This is a genomic window from Ferruginibacter sp., assembly GCF_049840995.1.
Classification (GTDB): Bacteria; Bacteroidota; Bacteroidia; order Chitinophagales; family Chitinophagaceae; genus Ferruginibacter.
Genome location: NZ_JASGIP010000008.1, coordinates 789,334 through 805,252 on the forward strand (window position 1 = coordinate 789,334; position 15,919 = coordinate 805,252).

Genomic DNA, 15,919 nt, shown 5'->3' on the forward strand with positions numbered 1-15,919 from the left:
TGATAACGCTGATCAATTCGTGCAATTCGTAATAATTCGTGTTATTAATTAATTTCCCCAATTCGTGTAATTCGTTTTAATTCGTGTAATCATGGATCTAAGACAAGAAATTTTAAAAGAACACTCCAAAGCTCAATGCACCAGGATAGTCAATTGGGTAGGCGCATCGCAGCAGCGCTTTGACGAATTGTTTCTACTTTTTTTGAAGGATGAATACCGGGTGGTGCAAAGGGCTGCATGGCCGGTAAGTTATTGTGTGATAGCACAACCGGAATTGATTAAAAAACACTGGAACAACTTAATAAAGAATTTACAAAAACCCGGGCTGCACAATGCAGTAAAGCGCAACAGCATCCGTTTGTTACAGGATATTGCCATACCCAAAAAATACCAGGGACCGGTAATGGACATTTGTTTTAAATATCTCGAAAGTCCCACTGAACCCGTTGCAGTAAAAGCATTTTCATTAACGGTATTGACCAACCTTGCACAACAATACCCCGAGATCATACCGGAAATAAAATTATTGATAGAAGAACAATTACCGCATCAGACTGCTGCTTTTTACAGCAGGGCTAAAGTATTTTTGAAAAGGATCAGCGCAGGTAAATAGAGCTGCAGTTATAATTTTCTCTTTTTTAATACGGCTATGGCAGAACCTTCGGCAACAAAAACGGATTGCGGTTGAGCTTTTTGTAATCCTGCAAACTCCTGCCCATACAATGCGCCAAAATCGCAATCAATTTTGTACTCTTTTGTTTCAAATATATTCCAGGAAGGATGCTGCACTTCGTATTCAAAAGTAGTGGTATCGTTGTACCTGGAATAGCCCCAGTAATGTTCAGCAATGAATGCCGCTTCGCTGCCGGGCTGCATGGGCCTGGGCGTATTGGCTACCAACGCTTCCAGTTTGTTCCATTTACCTGCATGTTTCCAATGATAACCGAGCGAAATATCATTTTCTTTTTCCGTATAAAAATGCGTCATGCTGCGGGTGATATATTTTTCGCGGTAAACGGTGTTGGCCACAAAGCTGATGGCAGGCTTTGGCACGATCTCTTTTATAAAAACAGTGCCCCTTTTCCAGTTACCGTTATCATTATAGCGGACATAAAAGCGCAGGTTCACTTCCTCAAAATTCACATGGAAGGGAATTTTAAAACCGAGTAATTTTGTATTGCGGAACATAAAACCCACTAAACTGACATACACGTTACCGTTATATACATCCAGCTCTGTCTTACAGGGCAGGTAAGGTTTTAAAACAACAGGATCCACCACGTAATTGGCCATGATAAGATTGTTCCATTCCGCAGTTAAAAAAGTGGCGCCCATTATACAGTTATTGTTTTTTTGTATTGTCCTCTTCCCCGGGCCGTGCAAATATCAGGCGCAGGTTCTGATCGTAGGTAAAATAATTGTACAGCCAGTTACAGAATACAAAGAAACGGTTCTTTACGCCCAGTATCAGCATCAGGTGCAATCCCATCCATATCATCCAGGCAAAAAAACCACGGAAGTGCAATTTGGGTTTGGGCATATCCACTACAGCCAGGTTCCTGCCTACGGTGGCCATGCTGCCTTTGTCGTTGTACACAAATTCTTCCAGCGCTTTATTACTGCTTTTCATTTCTATACTGCGTAAATTCTTTGCAATGGTATCTGCCATCTGCATGGCTACCGGCGCCACCTGCGGGTGACCGTTGGGCCAGGCAGGTTCTTCCATATAAGCCACATCACCAATGGCATAAATATCTTCCATACCTACTACCCTGCAATGCCGGTCGATCTTGATACGGTTGCCTCTTGCGATCAGCTCTTTATTGATGCCCTCCGGCACATTGCCTTTGATACCCGCAGCCCATATCACCACTTTGGCAGGAATGGTCTCGCCGTTCTGCAGGCTGATCTTTTCGCCATCATAATCTTTCAGCAAAGCACCGGTTAAAACGGTTACGCCTAAATGCTCTAAATATTTACGGGAATCGGCACTGCTTTTTTCACTCATGGCCGCAAGCGTTTTGGGGCTGCCTTCCAGCAGGTATATTTTCATTTTGCCAAAATCCAGTTCGGGATAATCTTTGGGCAATACATATTTCTTCATATCGGCAATGGCGCCGCTCAGCTCCACGCCTGTGGGTCCGCCGCCAACGATCACAATATTCATCAACTGCTGCAATTGCTGTTCATCTTTTGTTCCCGCCGCCTTTTCAAAATTCTGTAATAGTTTATAACGTAGCTGTAATGCTTCTACCGTACTTTTCATGGGCAGTGCATGGTCCACCAGGTTTTGATTGCCAAAAAAATTGGTATCTGCACCGGTGGCGATCACCAGGGCATCGTATTCAAATTCGCCAATATTAGTGATGATCTTCTTTTGCTCACTCAATATCTTTTGTACCACAGCTATTTTAAACCGTACATTTTTGCTTTTGTGAAAAACCTTGCGCAGCGGGAAAGAAATATTACTGGCATCCAGCCCCGCGGTAGCCACCTGGTAAAACAATGGCTGAAACTGGTGAAAATTGAACCTGTCTATCAGCGTGATATCAAATCCTGGTTTATTACTGAGGTTACGGGCCAGCCTTAAACCACCAAATCCTCCCCCGATTATTATGAGTCTCATGTTTTTGTATTTTACCCTACAAAGATACGGAGTTTTCAATAATTTTTGAAAATTTAGGAAATAAATTATTTTACAGCCCTATTTTATACCAGTATATTTAAATAACAAAAGCGTTCCGTATTGTAAATCACACCAATGAAACCGATCATTACAGTTTCCTTATTATCATTTACTTTTCTAACCGGTTGTTATACAGGCGTTAACTCAAATACTGCATTTGTACCGGGCATAAATACGGCCTACTTCCCTGCTGCTCCCGTTAGCCGGAAAAATTCAACAATTTTGTATACCAAGGACACTGCCCAAAAAACACTTTCAGGTGAAAAAATGTATAAGATGAATTGTGCCAGTTGCCATTTTCCCAAAAAAGATTTTGTAGGACCTATGCTGGCCGGTTGCAGGCAAAGAGAGCCTGATAAAGACTGGGCATACAGGTTTATCAATAATGCCTACTATATGCAAGAAAATGACCCTTATGCAAAGGCCTTATTAAAAAAATATAAGTCACGGCACCTGGTATTTAAACTGTCTAAAAAAGAATTAAATGCGATCCTGGATTATTGTGACAGTTATTTGGTGCCCGTTCAAAAATAAAAAACGGCAGCCTTTCGGCTACCGTTAATATCAAAACAAAACCAAACTACTATTTAGGTAAATTAAAGCGCAGTAATACTTCGTGTGCGCTGGCGCCATTATCAAAGTTGCTGATAGGGCTGGTATAATCATCATAGGCATAACCAACAGTGAGCTTTTTACCGATGTGCAAACCTGCTGACAACATAAAGCTCTGGCGGGCCCTGTAGCCTATACCCCACCACAATAATTTATTGTGTTCCACTCTTACACCCACCTGGTAGTTGAGCGGCGCATTAGGCAGGTAAATGAACAAGCTGTTAGGCGTAATGGTCGTTACACCATCCACATCCCAGGCATAGGCCGCATGTGCATAATAATGCCTGTACAACATCGCTTCTTCATCACGGGTATAATTGCCGCTGTAAAAATTCAGTTTGGATTGCACCAGTTGCGATACCGATGCACCGATCTGCAATTTTTTACCGGTATAAGATATCCCGAATCCTGCATCGTATTTAAATTTATTATCACTGCTGCCTAATACAGGATCGGAACCCAGTGTTGCAGACAGTTTGCCTTTATCGATGGCATATTGCTGTAATCTTGTTTCAAGACCTAAAGAGAATACACCCTTATCTCCCATCACGATATGCTTTGCAAGCGACAGGTTCAATCCTGTTCTTGATGTTGGGCCTGTTTTATCATTGTAAATATAACCGCCTACACCAATGGCCTGTTTGGGCAGATCAAAACTACCGAACACCGTGGTTGTCCTGGGACTGCCGCTGATAGCCGCCCACTGGCTGCGGTAAGTAACGCCGATCATATTGTTTTCCTGTGTGCCCGCCATAGAAGGGTTGTGTAAAATACCCTGCATGTCGTACATGGAAGATGTCTGCAATTGCTGTGCATTGGTAACTGCAATGGCTGCGGTAAACAATGCTGTTAATACTGTATACTTCATAATATTTTTATTTGGATCAGTTATCTTAAAATTGTTACGTCGCCTTTTAATGTTACCACGTTACCGTTTATCAGGCGGAATACAATGGCATAGTAATAAGTACCATCTGCCACCGGCTTGCCTTTGTAAGTACCATTCCAGTCGTTCTGGTAATTCTCATTAGTATATACCAGATCACCGTAACGGTTGAATACTTTTACCGTCACCTGGTTGGTGCAGGCACCGCCGCTGGTCACGATCCATTTATCATTGATACCATCACCATTGGGAGTAAAGGCGTCCATGATCTTTACACAGTAAGGGATCACCGTTATCACCGCATCATCCGTAGATACACAATTGTTATTATCTTTTACCGTTAGTGTATACGTAGTAGTTACAGTTGGTTTTGCAACAGCACTGTAAGTATTGCCGCCGCTGGTGATAGAAGCAGCCGGTGTCCACAATATACTTTGTGTATTGGTGCTGCCGGTTCCCTGCAGTTGTACCACATCGCCATTTACAATGGTCTTATCTGGACCTGCGTTCACCGCCGGGCTTGCTTTTACTGAAACAGGGATTGTTTTTGTTTTTACACAACCGTTCAGGCTGGCAGTTACTGTATAAGCAGTATTGCTGGCAGTTGTTGCAATAGGATTACTGATAGCAGCATTGCTTAAACCGGTAGCCGGTGTCCATGCATAGGTAGCACCGGTGGTTGCAACAGCAACCAGTGGTACAGGAGCATTGGCACATACCGCAGTATCAATTGCCGGTGTTGTGCTCAGCGTTAAATTATCTGTAAAGCCTACGGTGATGTTTTTTGTAACTACCTGGCAGGCAGCATCTCTTATTACAATTGTTTTCACGCCTTGTGTCAATCCTGAAAAAACATTGGAAGACTGTACAGCACTACCATTGATGGTATAAGTATAAGGTGCGATACCACCGGCAGTATTTATGGTGATACTGCCTCCGTTAGGATTGGTACAGCTTGCATTCACAATTGTTTCGCTGCTATTAACAGTAGTGAAAGCTGTATTGCCATATTCTATCAATGCAGCAGATTGTGTACTGATCGGGCCACCAAAACCGGCGATCAATGGCATCAGGTACAATTTTTTATTTTGTATAGGTGCGGCCGTTTTTGGATAAATGGACATATTAGCAGCAGATTGAGGCGACATATCATATTTCCATGTTGCCCAGCCATCTGTAGTGGTTAATAAATAAGAGCCTGAACTGATATAACCATTATTCACATCATTCATAATAATCACGCTGATGGATGCTAAAGAAGAAATGGTAATGGGGTTGGTGGTTTGCACCAGTGTAAAATCGGTCCAGGTAGCGCCTGCATCGGTTGAGCGGAATAATTTTCTGCTGGTACCACCTACGTACAAAGTTTTACCATTGATGATGCTGATGGAATTATATGTTGCCGTAGCATTACCCGTTGCAGTGGTATCCGGGCTCACGTCTGTCCAGGTGTTACCACCATCAACAGTGCGGTATACTTTACCCCTGCTGCCACTGGTATAACCCGTATCCTGGTTGGCAAACCTGATGGTTTTTAATTGCGGTGCAAATGTTCCTAAGGGGAAAGTTTTTACAGTATCCCAAACAGGTGTAGCTGCATTCACATTCAGGCTGCGGAAGATCACAGTCCTTTGTACTTCGGGGCTGAACCTGTAACCAACAGCCCACGCCCTCGTTCCCTGCATAGTAAAATTGGTGATACCACCAGTATTTGGATTGGCATCGATAAATATGGGTGTATAGCTCTGGCCCTGGTCGGTAGATTTGTGTATACCAATAAAACCATAGGTATTTGTACTAAAGAACATATTGTTGACTGCAGGATAGAACACATTGGTCAAGCTGATCTGGTTTGCGTCAAATGTTGCATTGGAAGCATCCACCCATGTTTTACCACCATCACTTGTTTTGGAAATGGTTCCGTTGGCGCCCACTGCAATACCATTGCAATAATCTGCCCAGTCCATATCACTATAGCTATAGAATAATGGCCTGATATTATTATACACAGTGCGCCATGGTGACCCTGCAATAGAATCATAGGTCATACCATTATAACCAGCAGTCACTATTCTTCCGTTTGGTAAAACATCTATCGCTGTAAATGCCCAGTGTGCGATATTGGATGTAACAGGTAAAATTTGTGTACTCGTCCAGGTAGTTCCTGCATCAGTTGAAAATGCAATTTTATTTCCGTCCGACATTACGAGTGTTCCGTTCGGCGCTTTTTTGATATGCCACATTGGCCCCGAACTTAATGTAGAGCCTGCAGGGATTGTAGGATTGCTATTTAATTGCAGAATGAGCTCGTATTTACCTTTTTCATAAGCGCCATAGATAGCAGGTACCGCATTGGCTGTGCTGTCGTTCTTACCGGTCCTTACTCTTACAGCAATACCATTACTGTTACTGGATATAATGACAGTGGAATCATTCACTGCCACCAATCCTTTGTATGTTTGCGTACACTGGGTAGGGTTACTTCCTGCACCGCTGGTTATTGAAACACCAAATTTGGTACGGTGTAAACTATAATCTTTTAAAATACCTTTTTCAAATTTCCATACTATAGAACTGTAGTTGGGGCTTGCCTGTCCGCAAGAGCCACTGATATAGCCCACTGAATCATTCAAAAAAACAATACGCTGTATCTCGCCGGAATTGAACCCGTTCAATGTAACCGCGTTTTGCTGAGGCCGGAAAGGGGTAACCAAAGAATCCCATGTAGCACCACCATTCTTTGTAAAATATACTTTTGGTGCATCATTGATGCTGGTGGTATTGGTGGTGCTGATGGCAGCCCCTCCAATATAACCGGTGTCTTTATTTAAGAAATGCAGGCCGTTGATATTTTTGCTCAATGCGGTAAGCGGTGTGGTAACCTGGCTCCAGGTATCGCCGCCATCTGTACTTTTTATCATCAGCCCGCTTCCACCTACTGCATACGCTATAGAAGGTGTTACAAACTGCACATCATTCAAAGTTGCCAATGCAACTGTATTGGATGCATTAATGAATTTAAAAGGAATGTACTGCCAGTTACGGCCGCTATCAGTTGTTTTTGCGATAGCACCATTATTACCAACAGCCAGGCCGGTTTTGCTGTCAATGAATGACATATCATTCAGGTTAAAACCATGCTGAAAAGGAACCACGTATTTCCAGGGACTGGTTCCCATCACAGGATTTAATTGCGCCTTTGTACCCAGGGTTGTCATCAAAAAAAAGACAACTGCCAGGAAACCGAATTTTGTTTTGAAAAACTGTTTTACCATTTTTAAAAGCATTTTATGTTTTGGTGAATGAGGGCTGAAATAAAATCGAAGTGCAATGTTATTCACTCCTTTTGCAGGTGGTTGTAGAATTAACTCTACTGGCGCAGAATTTAATTTGAAGTTCTTTTGAGGTACAATTAATACACACCATTTCATGCCTGGTTCTATGCTGCGTTATATCATAAGCCTTTTCCTCCTGGTACTGTTTGCACAAAAAGAGCTGCAGGCGCAGAATATGCAGAAGGAAGCGAACGTGTGGTACATGGGAGAATATATCGGCATTGATTTTAACAGCGGAACAGCAGTGCCTTTGAATGACGGGCAAATCTCCACCGACGAAGGTGTGGCCACCATAAGCGATGCCAATGGCAACCTGCTTTTTTATACAGATGGCAGAACGATCCGCAACAGGCTCCATCAGCTGATGCCGAACGGCACGGGTTTATTCGGTAATATCTCTGCAACACAGTCCGCCGTGATTGTACCGAAAGTAGGCGACCCGGACCGGTATTATGTATTTACCGTAGACGCAGTGCAGTTTGTTTTTAGTCCCGCAACATTCACTCCTACCAAAGGCATCAATTATTCAGTAGTGAATATGACGTTGGATAACGGTAACGGTGACGTGGAGTTGAAGAATGTGCCGCTTACCGGTAACAGCGTGGAAAAGATCACCGCTGTAAGGCATTGCAATAACAAAGATGTATGGGTACTGGGCCACGATACTGCATCCAACGGTTACTATGCATTCCTTGTAACTGCAGCCGGCGTCAATGCCACTCCTGTTATCAGTCATACAGGTTCCGTGCTGCCGGGCCTGCCCCGTGTAACAACGCCGCGGATCGACTCTTCATTCCTCGGTTGCCTTAAAGCATCCCCTGACGGAAAAAAAATTGCAGCAGCGCACTGGAATGTGAACGTGGACGTAAGTGATTTTGATAATGCAACGGGTATTGTTTCCAATACCATCAGCCTGCATCCACCAACCGAACCATATTGTCTCTCGTATGGTGTGGAATTTTCTCCTGACAGTAAATTGCTATACTCAACGGTAAGGTATAATCCAACCAATGCATTCAGCAGGTCCGAACTGCAGCAAAATGATCTTACGCTGGGATCGCCTGCTGCTGTGATAGCATCGAGGCAGATCATTTCAACACTATTTGACCCGGGGGAAAAGTATGGCGCTTTGCAGATTGCGCCGGATGGAAAAATGTATATGGCTTTAAATGGATTGAAATACCTGGCGGCGGTTAATGATCCCAACGTATATGGAACAGGTTGCAACTTTATATCCAATGCCATTCAATGGACCGGTGCTTCGCAACGTTCCAGGTTTGGCTTACCCACTTTTACCCAGAGTTATTTTTATCCTTTGGATAGTTTCACCCACACCGTTAGTTGCCAGACATTGACCGGCACTTTCAATTATTTACCTGCGTCTAACGTCGTATCTGTAAAATGGGATTTCGGGGATCCTGCATCAGGCGCAAACAATACTTCCACGCAAAACAATACCACGCATGTTTTTTCTGCGCCGGGCAATTATATGGTTCAGCTCATCAAATTCACCAATTGCGGAACAGACACGATAAAAAAGACCGTGAGTACAGATGCCATCAATATCAACCTGGGTAACGATACATTGGTGTGTGGCAGTACCAGCCTGCTGTTGAACGCTGCGGGTGTCGGAAGTACCAATCATTTCCTGTGGCAGGACGGCTCCACCAATCCTACATTCACAGCCACCGCACCCGGTTTATATTGGGTAGAAGCAACTAACAGTGCCGGCTGCCTGAAAAGGGACAGCATCAATGTAGATTTTAAACCGATGCCTGTTTATAACCTGGGGGCAGATCTTGCGATCTGTTCCGGAGACACATTAACTTTTAATGCAACAGTAACTGGTGCTACCAGTTATACATGGAATACCGGTGCTGTAACCCCCAGCATCAAAGCATTTTTGCAAGGCATGTATTGGTGCGATGTAAAAAAAGATGGTTGCACTTTCCGTGACACCGTTGCTATCACCGCTTTAAAACCGGCGCCGGTTGTAAACCTTGGCAATGATATCACGGTGTGCCAGGGTGTTCCTGTAACGCTGGATGCCACCAATCCAAATGCGGTATACCAATGGCAGGACGGTGCGGCAACCCCTGTTTACAATCCCACCCTGAATGGTTTATATTGGGTAGAAGTTACCAATACTACCAGCGGCTGTAAAAAAAGGGACAGCATTAATGTGGCATTCACATCAGCGCCCGTTTTTAATCTGGGGATCGACACTGCAATTTGCGCAGCCGACACAATAGTGCTGAACGCAGCTGTAAATGGAGCAACTAATTATTTATGGAGCAACGGTGCGGCCACAGCAACTATCAAAGCTTACCAGGCAGGTTTGTACTGGTGCGAAGTAAGCCGTGGCACTTGTTCGTTCCGAGACAGCCTTATTATCACAGCTGTCAAGCCTTCTCCCCTCGTAAATTTAGGCGCCGATCAAACTGTGTGCGAAGGAACTATTATAACATTGAATGCAACATATCCCGGCGCCACTTATCAATGGCAGGATGGAAATGCCAATCCAATTTACACTGTGAAACAGCAGGGTATCTATACAGTAAAACTGGATCTGAATGGATGCAAAAGATCTGATACTGTAAAGATCAATTACAATTTAAAACCGGTATTTACTTTGGGACCTGATCAATTGATCTGCCCGACCAATACCATCACATTAGCGCCCGTGCTCGATCCTTCCTGGCAACTGCTGTGGCAGGATGGAACACGTGCTGCAACCTACAACATCACACAAACAGGTACCTATAGTTTAACTGCCACCAATACCTGTGGAAGCACCACGGATGCCATACAGATCACGAAAGGGATATGCAGTATTTATATTCCCAACGCATTTACACCCAATGGTGATGCAAGGAATGATGAGTTCAAAGTCTTTGGCACCGACCTGGTAACAACATTCAACCTGAAGATATTCAACCGCTATGGACAGGTGGTTTTTGAAACAGCCGATAAAAATAAAGGCTGGGATGGAAGACTGAACGGCCAGCCATCACCCGGCGGAGGATTTGTATATTTTCTTACGTATAAAGAAAGTACTGATCCTCAGCCAAAACAACTGAAAGGCAGTTTTATCCTTATACGCTAAGGAATAAAAAATAAAGACCCTACAAATAAAATTCAGAAATTAGCATTATAAAAGGAAGACGAAATCATGCAGCCGAAAATATTATTAGCAGACGATCATAACATGATCAGGAAAGGATTGAAACTGCATATCCAGCTTACACTTGGCTTTAACGATATCCACGAAGTAGCTTCATGTAATGAGCTGATGAAGGAACTGGTGAAGAATAAATACACCCACCTGGTACTGGATATCATTTTATCCGACGGCAGCACACTGGAAGTGATTCCGAATATCCGCAGAGTATATCCCGCTTTAAATATCCTTATCTTTTCCATGCAGCCTGCCGAAGTATATGGCGAGGCTTTAAAACAGTACGGCATCATGCATTACCTGTCTAAATCTGCAGGTGAGGAATACATGAACGAAGTGATGCAGAAATTTCTTTTCAATGAAACACTGGTATCGTCCAGCCCCGTGCCACATACCAACAATCCTTTCTCTTCGCTGGCGCCGCGTGAGCTGGAAGTGTTGCATTACGTGTTAAAAGGTATTGGCACCAAATCAATTGCTGATACACTCAATTTAAAGATGAATACCATCTCCACTATCAAGAACCGCATCTTTGAAAAGACCAATGCCGGTAATGTAAAAGAGTTGATGGAAATGGCTACGCTGTACAATGTAAATTATTAAGCAGCCCACATTACTGCACTGCAATAATAAATTGGTGTAACTTACCCATCAAATCAGTGTAATTTGCAGTTGACCATGCACAAAACTTTACTCCTTTTTTTATTGGCCTTGGCGTTTAGATCAGCGGTTGCACAGAATGAACCTAATTGCTATATACAGCAGTTTACAACTGAGAACGGCTTGCCCTCCAATGTTATCAGCGGCTTACAATGGGATGAAGGAACCGGTTTTTTGTGGATGGCCACGGGTGTGGGCATTGTGCGTTTCAATGGTATAGATTTTAAAGTATTTGACAAAGACATTATACCGCAGATGGCCATGAACCGCATGCTCTTTACTTTGCACGATCATGGTGGTAATATACATATAGCTGACCAGTTGGGTAATATGTACGTGGTACAAAAAAATGCTCCCCTGCCCTGGCGAAGTACAACTGCAGGCAATCTCAGTACATCGTTCCCTTATTTTGCCGCCGATGCTGATACTTTTTTTCAAAAGAAAAATAACAACACTTTTACGGTAGGTATCGACAAACTATTTTGCCTGAGCGATACCTCCACAGTTGTTTTATACAAGAACAACCTGTATTACCATTCCAAAAGTTTAACAGCGCCTGTTCTGCTGCCTTTTAAAGAGGTGAATTATATTTTCGAGATCGATAAAAATTATTTTTTCATTGATAAACATGAAAAAATTTTCAAAATAAATTTCTCTGATAACAGCATCAGCCCGATAAATATTGCCGCACCTAATGAAAGCCTGTTAAAACCAGCCGGCGATAACAACTTATTATTCTGGCAGGCGGGTATGCACGAAACAGTATATATAGAAGATGATAAGGTATGGATATTAAAATATGAAGACGGGCTTTTAAAAGCCGAACTGCAGTTTGTTGGGGTGCCTACAGATTCTTATATAAAATCGGTGCAGTACAGTAAAGCCAAACAACTGCTGTTCATCGGCACAGAATCAGCAGGATTGGTGGTGGCAAGCCTTAATAAAGTGCAATCGTTGCAACGGAAAAATGGTAATCCTAAAAACCGCAATAGTTATTTTTCGCAAGTGGAATTAAGCAATGGCAATGTATTGACCAACGAGGGCGATATCATCGGCAAAACAAATACGGCCCCCGCAGACCTGCCGATTACCGGGAAATTTTTATACAACGTAACCAAAACCCCGGATGGCAGTCTTTGGTACAGCAAGCAGGAGCCGCATCAACCCACTGCCACTTTGCATCAATACAATCCTGCTACCGGGCAAACAACGATATACAATAAATTATCGCACAGCGAACTGGTGGTCAATAACAGCGACCGCTTGTATATGGTAAATCATATTGGTATTGGATTACTGAAAGAAGACAGCATAGATTATCTTTTTCAATTCAAAACACAAACAAAACCCGGGCTGGAATCCTACGACTTTATAGAAAGTAATGAAAAAGGGATTTTTTATATTGTGAATTGCGGTGGCTTGTTGCGCTACAATATGCACCTGCAAAAGATAGATACGCTTTTATCAAGGCCGGGTTTTTGCATGGGCAATGTGTGGTTGTACAAAGATTATGTTTTATTTGGCAGCAATGGCGCCGGTTATTTTATGTGCAAGGGCGATAAAGTAAAAGCAATGCCCCTTGATAAACAAAAGTCTTTATTGTTCACCAACTGTTTTGCACCCGACAGTGCAGGCTATTGCTGGATCAGTACCAATAAAGGCATATTCAAATGCCTGCTGAGCGACCTTGTGAATTATTTTGAAAGCGAACACCCGAAACCGTTATATTATCATTATTTTGGTAAAAAAGACGGCATGAAGATGACGGAGCTGAATGGCGGTTGTACCCCCTGTGCTTTGTACATGCGGGATAAAACCGTTTCCTTTCCCTCAATGGATGGATTGATATGGGTACGGCCCGATGAGATAAAGGAAGTGTTACCAACAGGTGATATCTACATCGATGAGATATACGCCGACAATAAAAGAATACCCGCCGATTCCATTTCTAAAATAATGCTGGATGCACATACCGGCGAAATAATCATTAAACCGCAGTTTGCAGCCTGGTGCAATAGTGAGAACATTTACCTGCAATACCAGGTAAATGATACCACTAACTGGAACTGGGTAACACCCGAAAGCAATGGTACTATACGGCTCATCAACCTGTCGCAGGGTAAGTACACCATACGCATAAGAAAAATGAACGGGTATGGTCAGAATAATTTTTCGTATGCCACCATCCGTTTTACTATCAGTACGCCCTGGTACAACCAATGGTGGTTCTACCTGTTGTGCTTAATGGCTTTTACGGGGCTGCTGCTCCTCTTCCTGCGGTTGAGAACAAGATTGTATAAGATACGGCAGGCCAGGCTGGAACGCCAGGTAGATGAAAAAACAAAAGAATTAAAAGTACAGAACGATATACTGGAAAAGAATGACGCCATTAAAACAAGGCTCATATCCATCATCAGCCACGATATTGTGACACCCCTGAAATTTGTTACGGTTGCCGGTAATAAGATGTTGGAGAAAAAACACCTGATGAGCGAAGAACTGCAAAATGAGACCCTGTTTGAAATAACCAGCACCACAAGGGAACTGCAGTTACTCAGCACCAATATATTGAACTGGATCAAGTACCAGAATGAGAACCGGCACCTGGTAAAAGAAGCATTCAACCTGCACCAGCTCTGCAACGAAGTATTCAGTGTACTCAACTCACTTGCCAAAGCAAAAGGATTGGTACTCGAAAATAATATTCAATCCGGCACCGTCATCTTCCAGTATTATGAACCCTTAAAAATACTGCTCTACAACCTGGTGGCCAACGCCATCAATTTTTCTGAAGAAGGAAGTATAGTGATCGATGCCATAGAAGACAATACGCAATTGACCGTTTCAGTATCCGACAAAGGTGCAGGCATGACGAAAGAACAGATACAGAACATCATGGCCGATCAGTTCATTGTATCCTCCGCAAATATCGACAACAGGAAAGGTAACGGTCTCGGGTACCTGATTATCAAAGACCTTGTAAAGATGATGGGCGCCACCCTGCAGATCAATAGTGAAAAAGGAAAAGGCACAACGGTGTTTGTAAAGATGAGTATTACTAAGCAATAATAAAATGCTCAATGTTCAACGCACAACTTTCAATGCTCAATAAAAAACAAACCCGGTATTTAGTAAAGTTGCCCTTATAAGAAGCATTACGCCTTGAACATTGATCATTGAAAATTGATCATTGAACATTCCTTCTTCCCCTTAATACAGCACTCTCACTTTAATAGTTGCTTTCACTTTCTTCAGCAACTCAACCGCATTTTTGCTCAGTCCTTTATCAACATCCAGTACCACGTAACCAATACTTTCATTGGTCTTTAAATACTGGCCCAGTATATTGATATGATGCTTGCTCAATTGCGTATTGATCTCGCTCAACACACCCGGTACATTTTTATGAATATGCAATATACGGTGTGTACCTTCCTGCGGGGGCAGGCTTAGTGCAGGCACCGTATGAGAACCGTAGGTAATTCCTTTTTCTAAATAATTGAACAGTTTATTGCTCACATCATCACCGATATTCTGTTGTGCTTCCTGGGTGCTGCCGCCAATATGAGGTGTCAGCAGCACATTACTCAATCCCTGCAATGGTGTGGTGAATTTATCGCCGTTCTTTTCAGGCTCCCATGGAAACACATCAATTGCAGCGCCGCCCAGTTGACCATCTTTCAAAGATTTTGCCAGCGCATCCAGGTCCACCACTTCTCCCCTTGCATAGTTGATGAGTATGCTGCCTTTTTTAAAATATTTTAAATTGCTCTTGTTGATAAGATTTTTTGTGGTGGGCAGCTCGGGTACATGCAGTGTTACAATATCCGACTGGCTCACCAGTTCTTTCAAAGTTTTGCGGTCTTCTGCATTACCCAATGGCAACTTGGTCTCCACATCATAAAAAATAACTTTCATACCCAGCCCTTCTGCCAGTACGCTCAACTGGCTGCCGATATTACCATAACCGATAATGCCCAAAGTTTTACCACGCAGTTCGTAACTGCCGCTGGCATCTTTATTCCAGATGCCTTCGTGCGCCGCCCGGTTCTTGTCCACGATCTTTCTTATCAGCATGATGGAGGCGCCGATCACCAGTTCTGCCACACTTCTTGTATTACTGTAAGGTGCATTAAACACAGCCACTCCTTTTTCGGTAGCGTAGCTAAGATCCACCTGGTTGGTGCCAATGCAAAAGCAACCAATGGCCTGTAATTTTTCTGCCGCATCCAGCACTCTTTTTGTTACCTGTGTTTTACTCCTGATACCTAAAAGGTGTACATTTTTTACCGCGGCTACCAGTTCATCTTCTGATAAAGCGCCGCCTATTTTTTTAACCGTTGTATATCCTGCAGTGTTGAAGAATTTTACTGCCACATCACTTATATTTTCTAAAAACAGAATGTTAATTTTTTCTTTGGGATAACTGGTGATTTTTTTTTCTGCCATGAGTTTTACGCCGTATTTTGTGCAAATATATTCGAATCTAAGTCTTAATATTTTTATGATACCAGTTTTTTCGACCTTATTCAATAAATGCAGCTTTATTGCTATTCGGCAAC

At 43.0% G+C, this 15,919-nt stretch carries 10 protein-coding genes; 5 read left to right on the forward strand and 5 right to left on the reverse strand.

Going from position 1 to position 15,919, the window contains the following annotated elements:
• Positions 1 to 91 precede the first annotated feature (91 nt).
• The gene (locus tag QM738_RS24325; protein ID WP_462279373.1) at positions 92 to 613 is read left to right on the forward strand and encodes a hypothetical protein; all 522 of its coding nucleotides are present in this window, start codon (positions 92 to 94) and stop codon (positions 611 to 613) included.
• An 8-nt stretch (positions 614 to 621) separates the two neighbouring features.
• Here the strand turns inward: QM738_RS24325 and QM738_RS24330 are convergent, their stop codons facing one another.
• Positions 622 to 1,335 carry a YqjF family protein gene (locus QM738_RS24330; protein WP_462279374.1) on the reverse strand — a complete coding sequence of 238 codons (714 nt, stop codon included), beginning with the start codon at positions 1,333 to 1,335 and terminating at the stop codon, positions 622 to 624.
• 7 nt (positions 1,336 to 1,342) lie between these two features.
• Positions 1,343 to 2,626: an NAD(P)/FAD-dependent oxidoreductase gene (locus QM738_RS24335; protein ID WP_462279375.1), complete on the reverse strand. Its 1,284-nt coding sequence runs from the start codon at positions 2,624 to 2,626 to the stop codon at positions 1,343 to 1,345.
• Between the two features lie 135 nt (positions 2,627 to 2,761).
• Here QM738_RS24335 and QM738_RS24340 point away from each other — a divergent pair, with 135 nt between their 5' ends.
• Entirely contained in the window at positions 2,762 to 3,220 is a 459-nt protein-coding gene (locus QM738_RS24340) for a c-type cytochrome (RefSeq protein ID WP_462279376.1), read from the forward strand.
• 49 nt (positions 3,221 to 3,269) lie between these two features.
• On the opposite strand, the gene QM738_RS24345 is transcribed toward QM738_RS24340, so the two are convergent.
• Positions 3,270 to 4,166: a PorP/SprF family type IX secretion system membrane protein gene (locus tag QM738_RS24345; RefSeq protein ID WP_462279377.1), complete on the reverse strand. Its 897-nt coding sequence runs from the start codon at positions 4,164 to 4,166 to the stop codon at positions 3,270 to 3,272.
• 20 nt (positions 4,167 to 4,186) lie between these two features.
• Positions 4,187 to 7,459, reverse strand: coding sequence for a YCF48-related protein (locus QM738_RS24350; RefSeq protein WP_462279378.1), 3,273 nt, complete (start codon positions 7,457 to 7,459; stop codon positions 4,187 to 4,189).
• A gap of 154 nt (positions 7,460 to 7,613) precedes the next feature.
• Here QM738_RS24350 and QM738_RS24355 point away from each other — a divergent pair, with 154 nt between their 5' ends.
• The 3 genes from QM738_RS24355 (at position 7,614) to QM738_RS24365 (ending at position 14,426) form a co-directional block, all read left to right on the forward strand.
• Positions 7,614 to 10,625 carry a gliding motility-associated C-terminal domain-containing protein gene (locus tag QM738_RS24355; RefSeq protein ID WP_462279379.1) on the forward strand — a complete coding sequence of 1,004 codons (3,012 nt, stop codon included), beginning with the start codon at positions 7,614 to 7,616 and terminating at the stop codon, positions 10,623 to 10,625.
• Between the two features lie 66 nt (positions 10,626 to 10,691).
• The gene (locus QM738_RS24360; protein ID WP_462279380.1) at positions 10,692 to 11,300 is read left to right on the forward strand and encodes a response regulator; all 609 of its coding nucleotides are present in this window, start codon (positions 10,692 to 10,694) and stop codon (positions 11,298 to 11,300) included.
• A 108-nt stretch (positions 11,301 to 11,408) separates the two neighbouring features.
• Positions 11,409 to 14,426: an ATP-binding protein gene (locus QM738_RS24365; protein ID WP_462279381.1), complete on the forward strand. Its 3,018-nt coding sequence runs from the start codon at positions 11,409 to 11,411 to the stop codon at positions 14,424 to 14,426.
• Between the two features lie 141 nt (positions 14,427 to 14,567).
• Here QM738_RS24365 and serA read toward each other — a convergent pair whose 3' ends face one another.
• A complete protein-coding gene (gene serA / locus QM738_RS24370; RefSeq protein ID WP_462279382.1) occupies positions 14,568 to 15,806 on the reverse strand; it encodes a phosphoglycerate dehydrogenase in 1,239 nt (412 codons plus the stop codon).
• Positions 15,807 to 15,919: the final 113 nt, after the last annotated feature.

Bases quoted from the DNA above. Each gene is read 5' to 3' on its own strand.
- QM738_RS24325 (WP_462279373.1), top strand. From the start codon at position 92: ATGGATCTAAGACAAGAAATTTTAAAAGAACACTCCAAAGCTCAATGC.
- QM738_RS24330 (WP_462279374.1), bottom strand. From the start codon at position 1,335: ATGGGCGCCACTTTTTTAACTGCGGAATGGAACAATCTTATCATGGCC.
- QM738_RS24335 (WP_462279375.1), bottom strand. From the start codon at position 2,626: ATGAGACTCATAATAATCGGGGGAGGATTTGGTGGTTTAAGGCTGGCC.
- QM738_RS24340 (WP_462279376.1), top strand. From the start codon at position 2,762: ATGAAACCGATCATTACAGTTTCCTTATTATCATTTACTTTTCTAACC.
- QM738_RS24345 (WP_462279377.1), bottom strand. From the start codon at position 4,166: ATGAAGTATACAGTATTAACAGCATTGTTTACCGCAGCCATTGCAGTT.
- QM738_RS24350 (WP_462279378.1), bottom strand. From the start codon at position 7,459: ATGGTAAAACAGTTTTTCAAAACAAAATTCGGTTTCCTGGCAGTTGTC.
- QM738_RS24355 (WP_462279379.1), top strand. From the start codon at position 7,614: ATGCCTGGTTCTATGCTGCGTTATATCATAAGCCTTTTCCTCCTGGTA.
- QM738_RS24360 (WP_462279380.1), top strand. From the start codon at position 10,692: ATGCAGCCGAAAATATTATTAGCAGACGATCATAACATGATCAGGAAA.
- serA (WP_462279382.1), bottom strand. From the start codon at position 15,806: ATGGCAGAAAAAAAAATCACCAGTTATCCCAAAGAAAAAATTAACATT.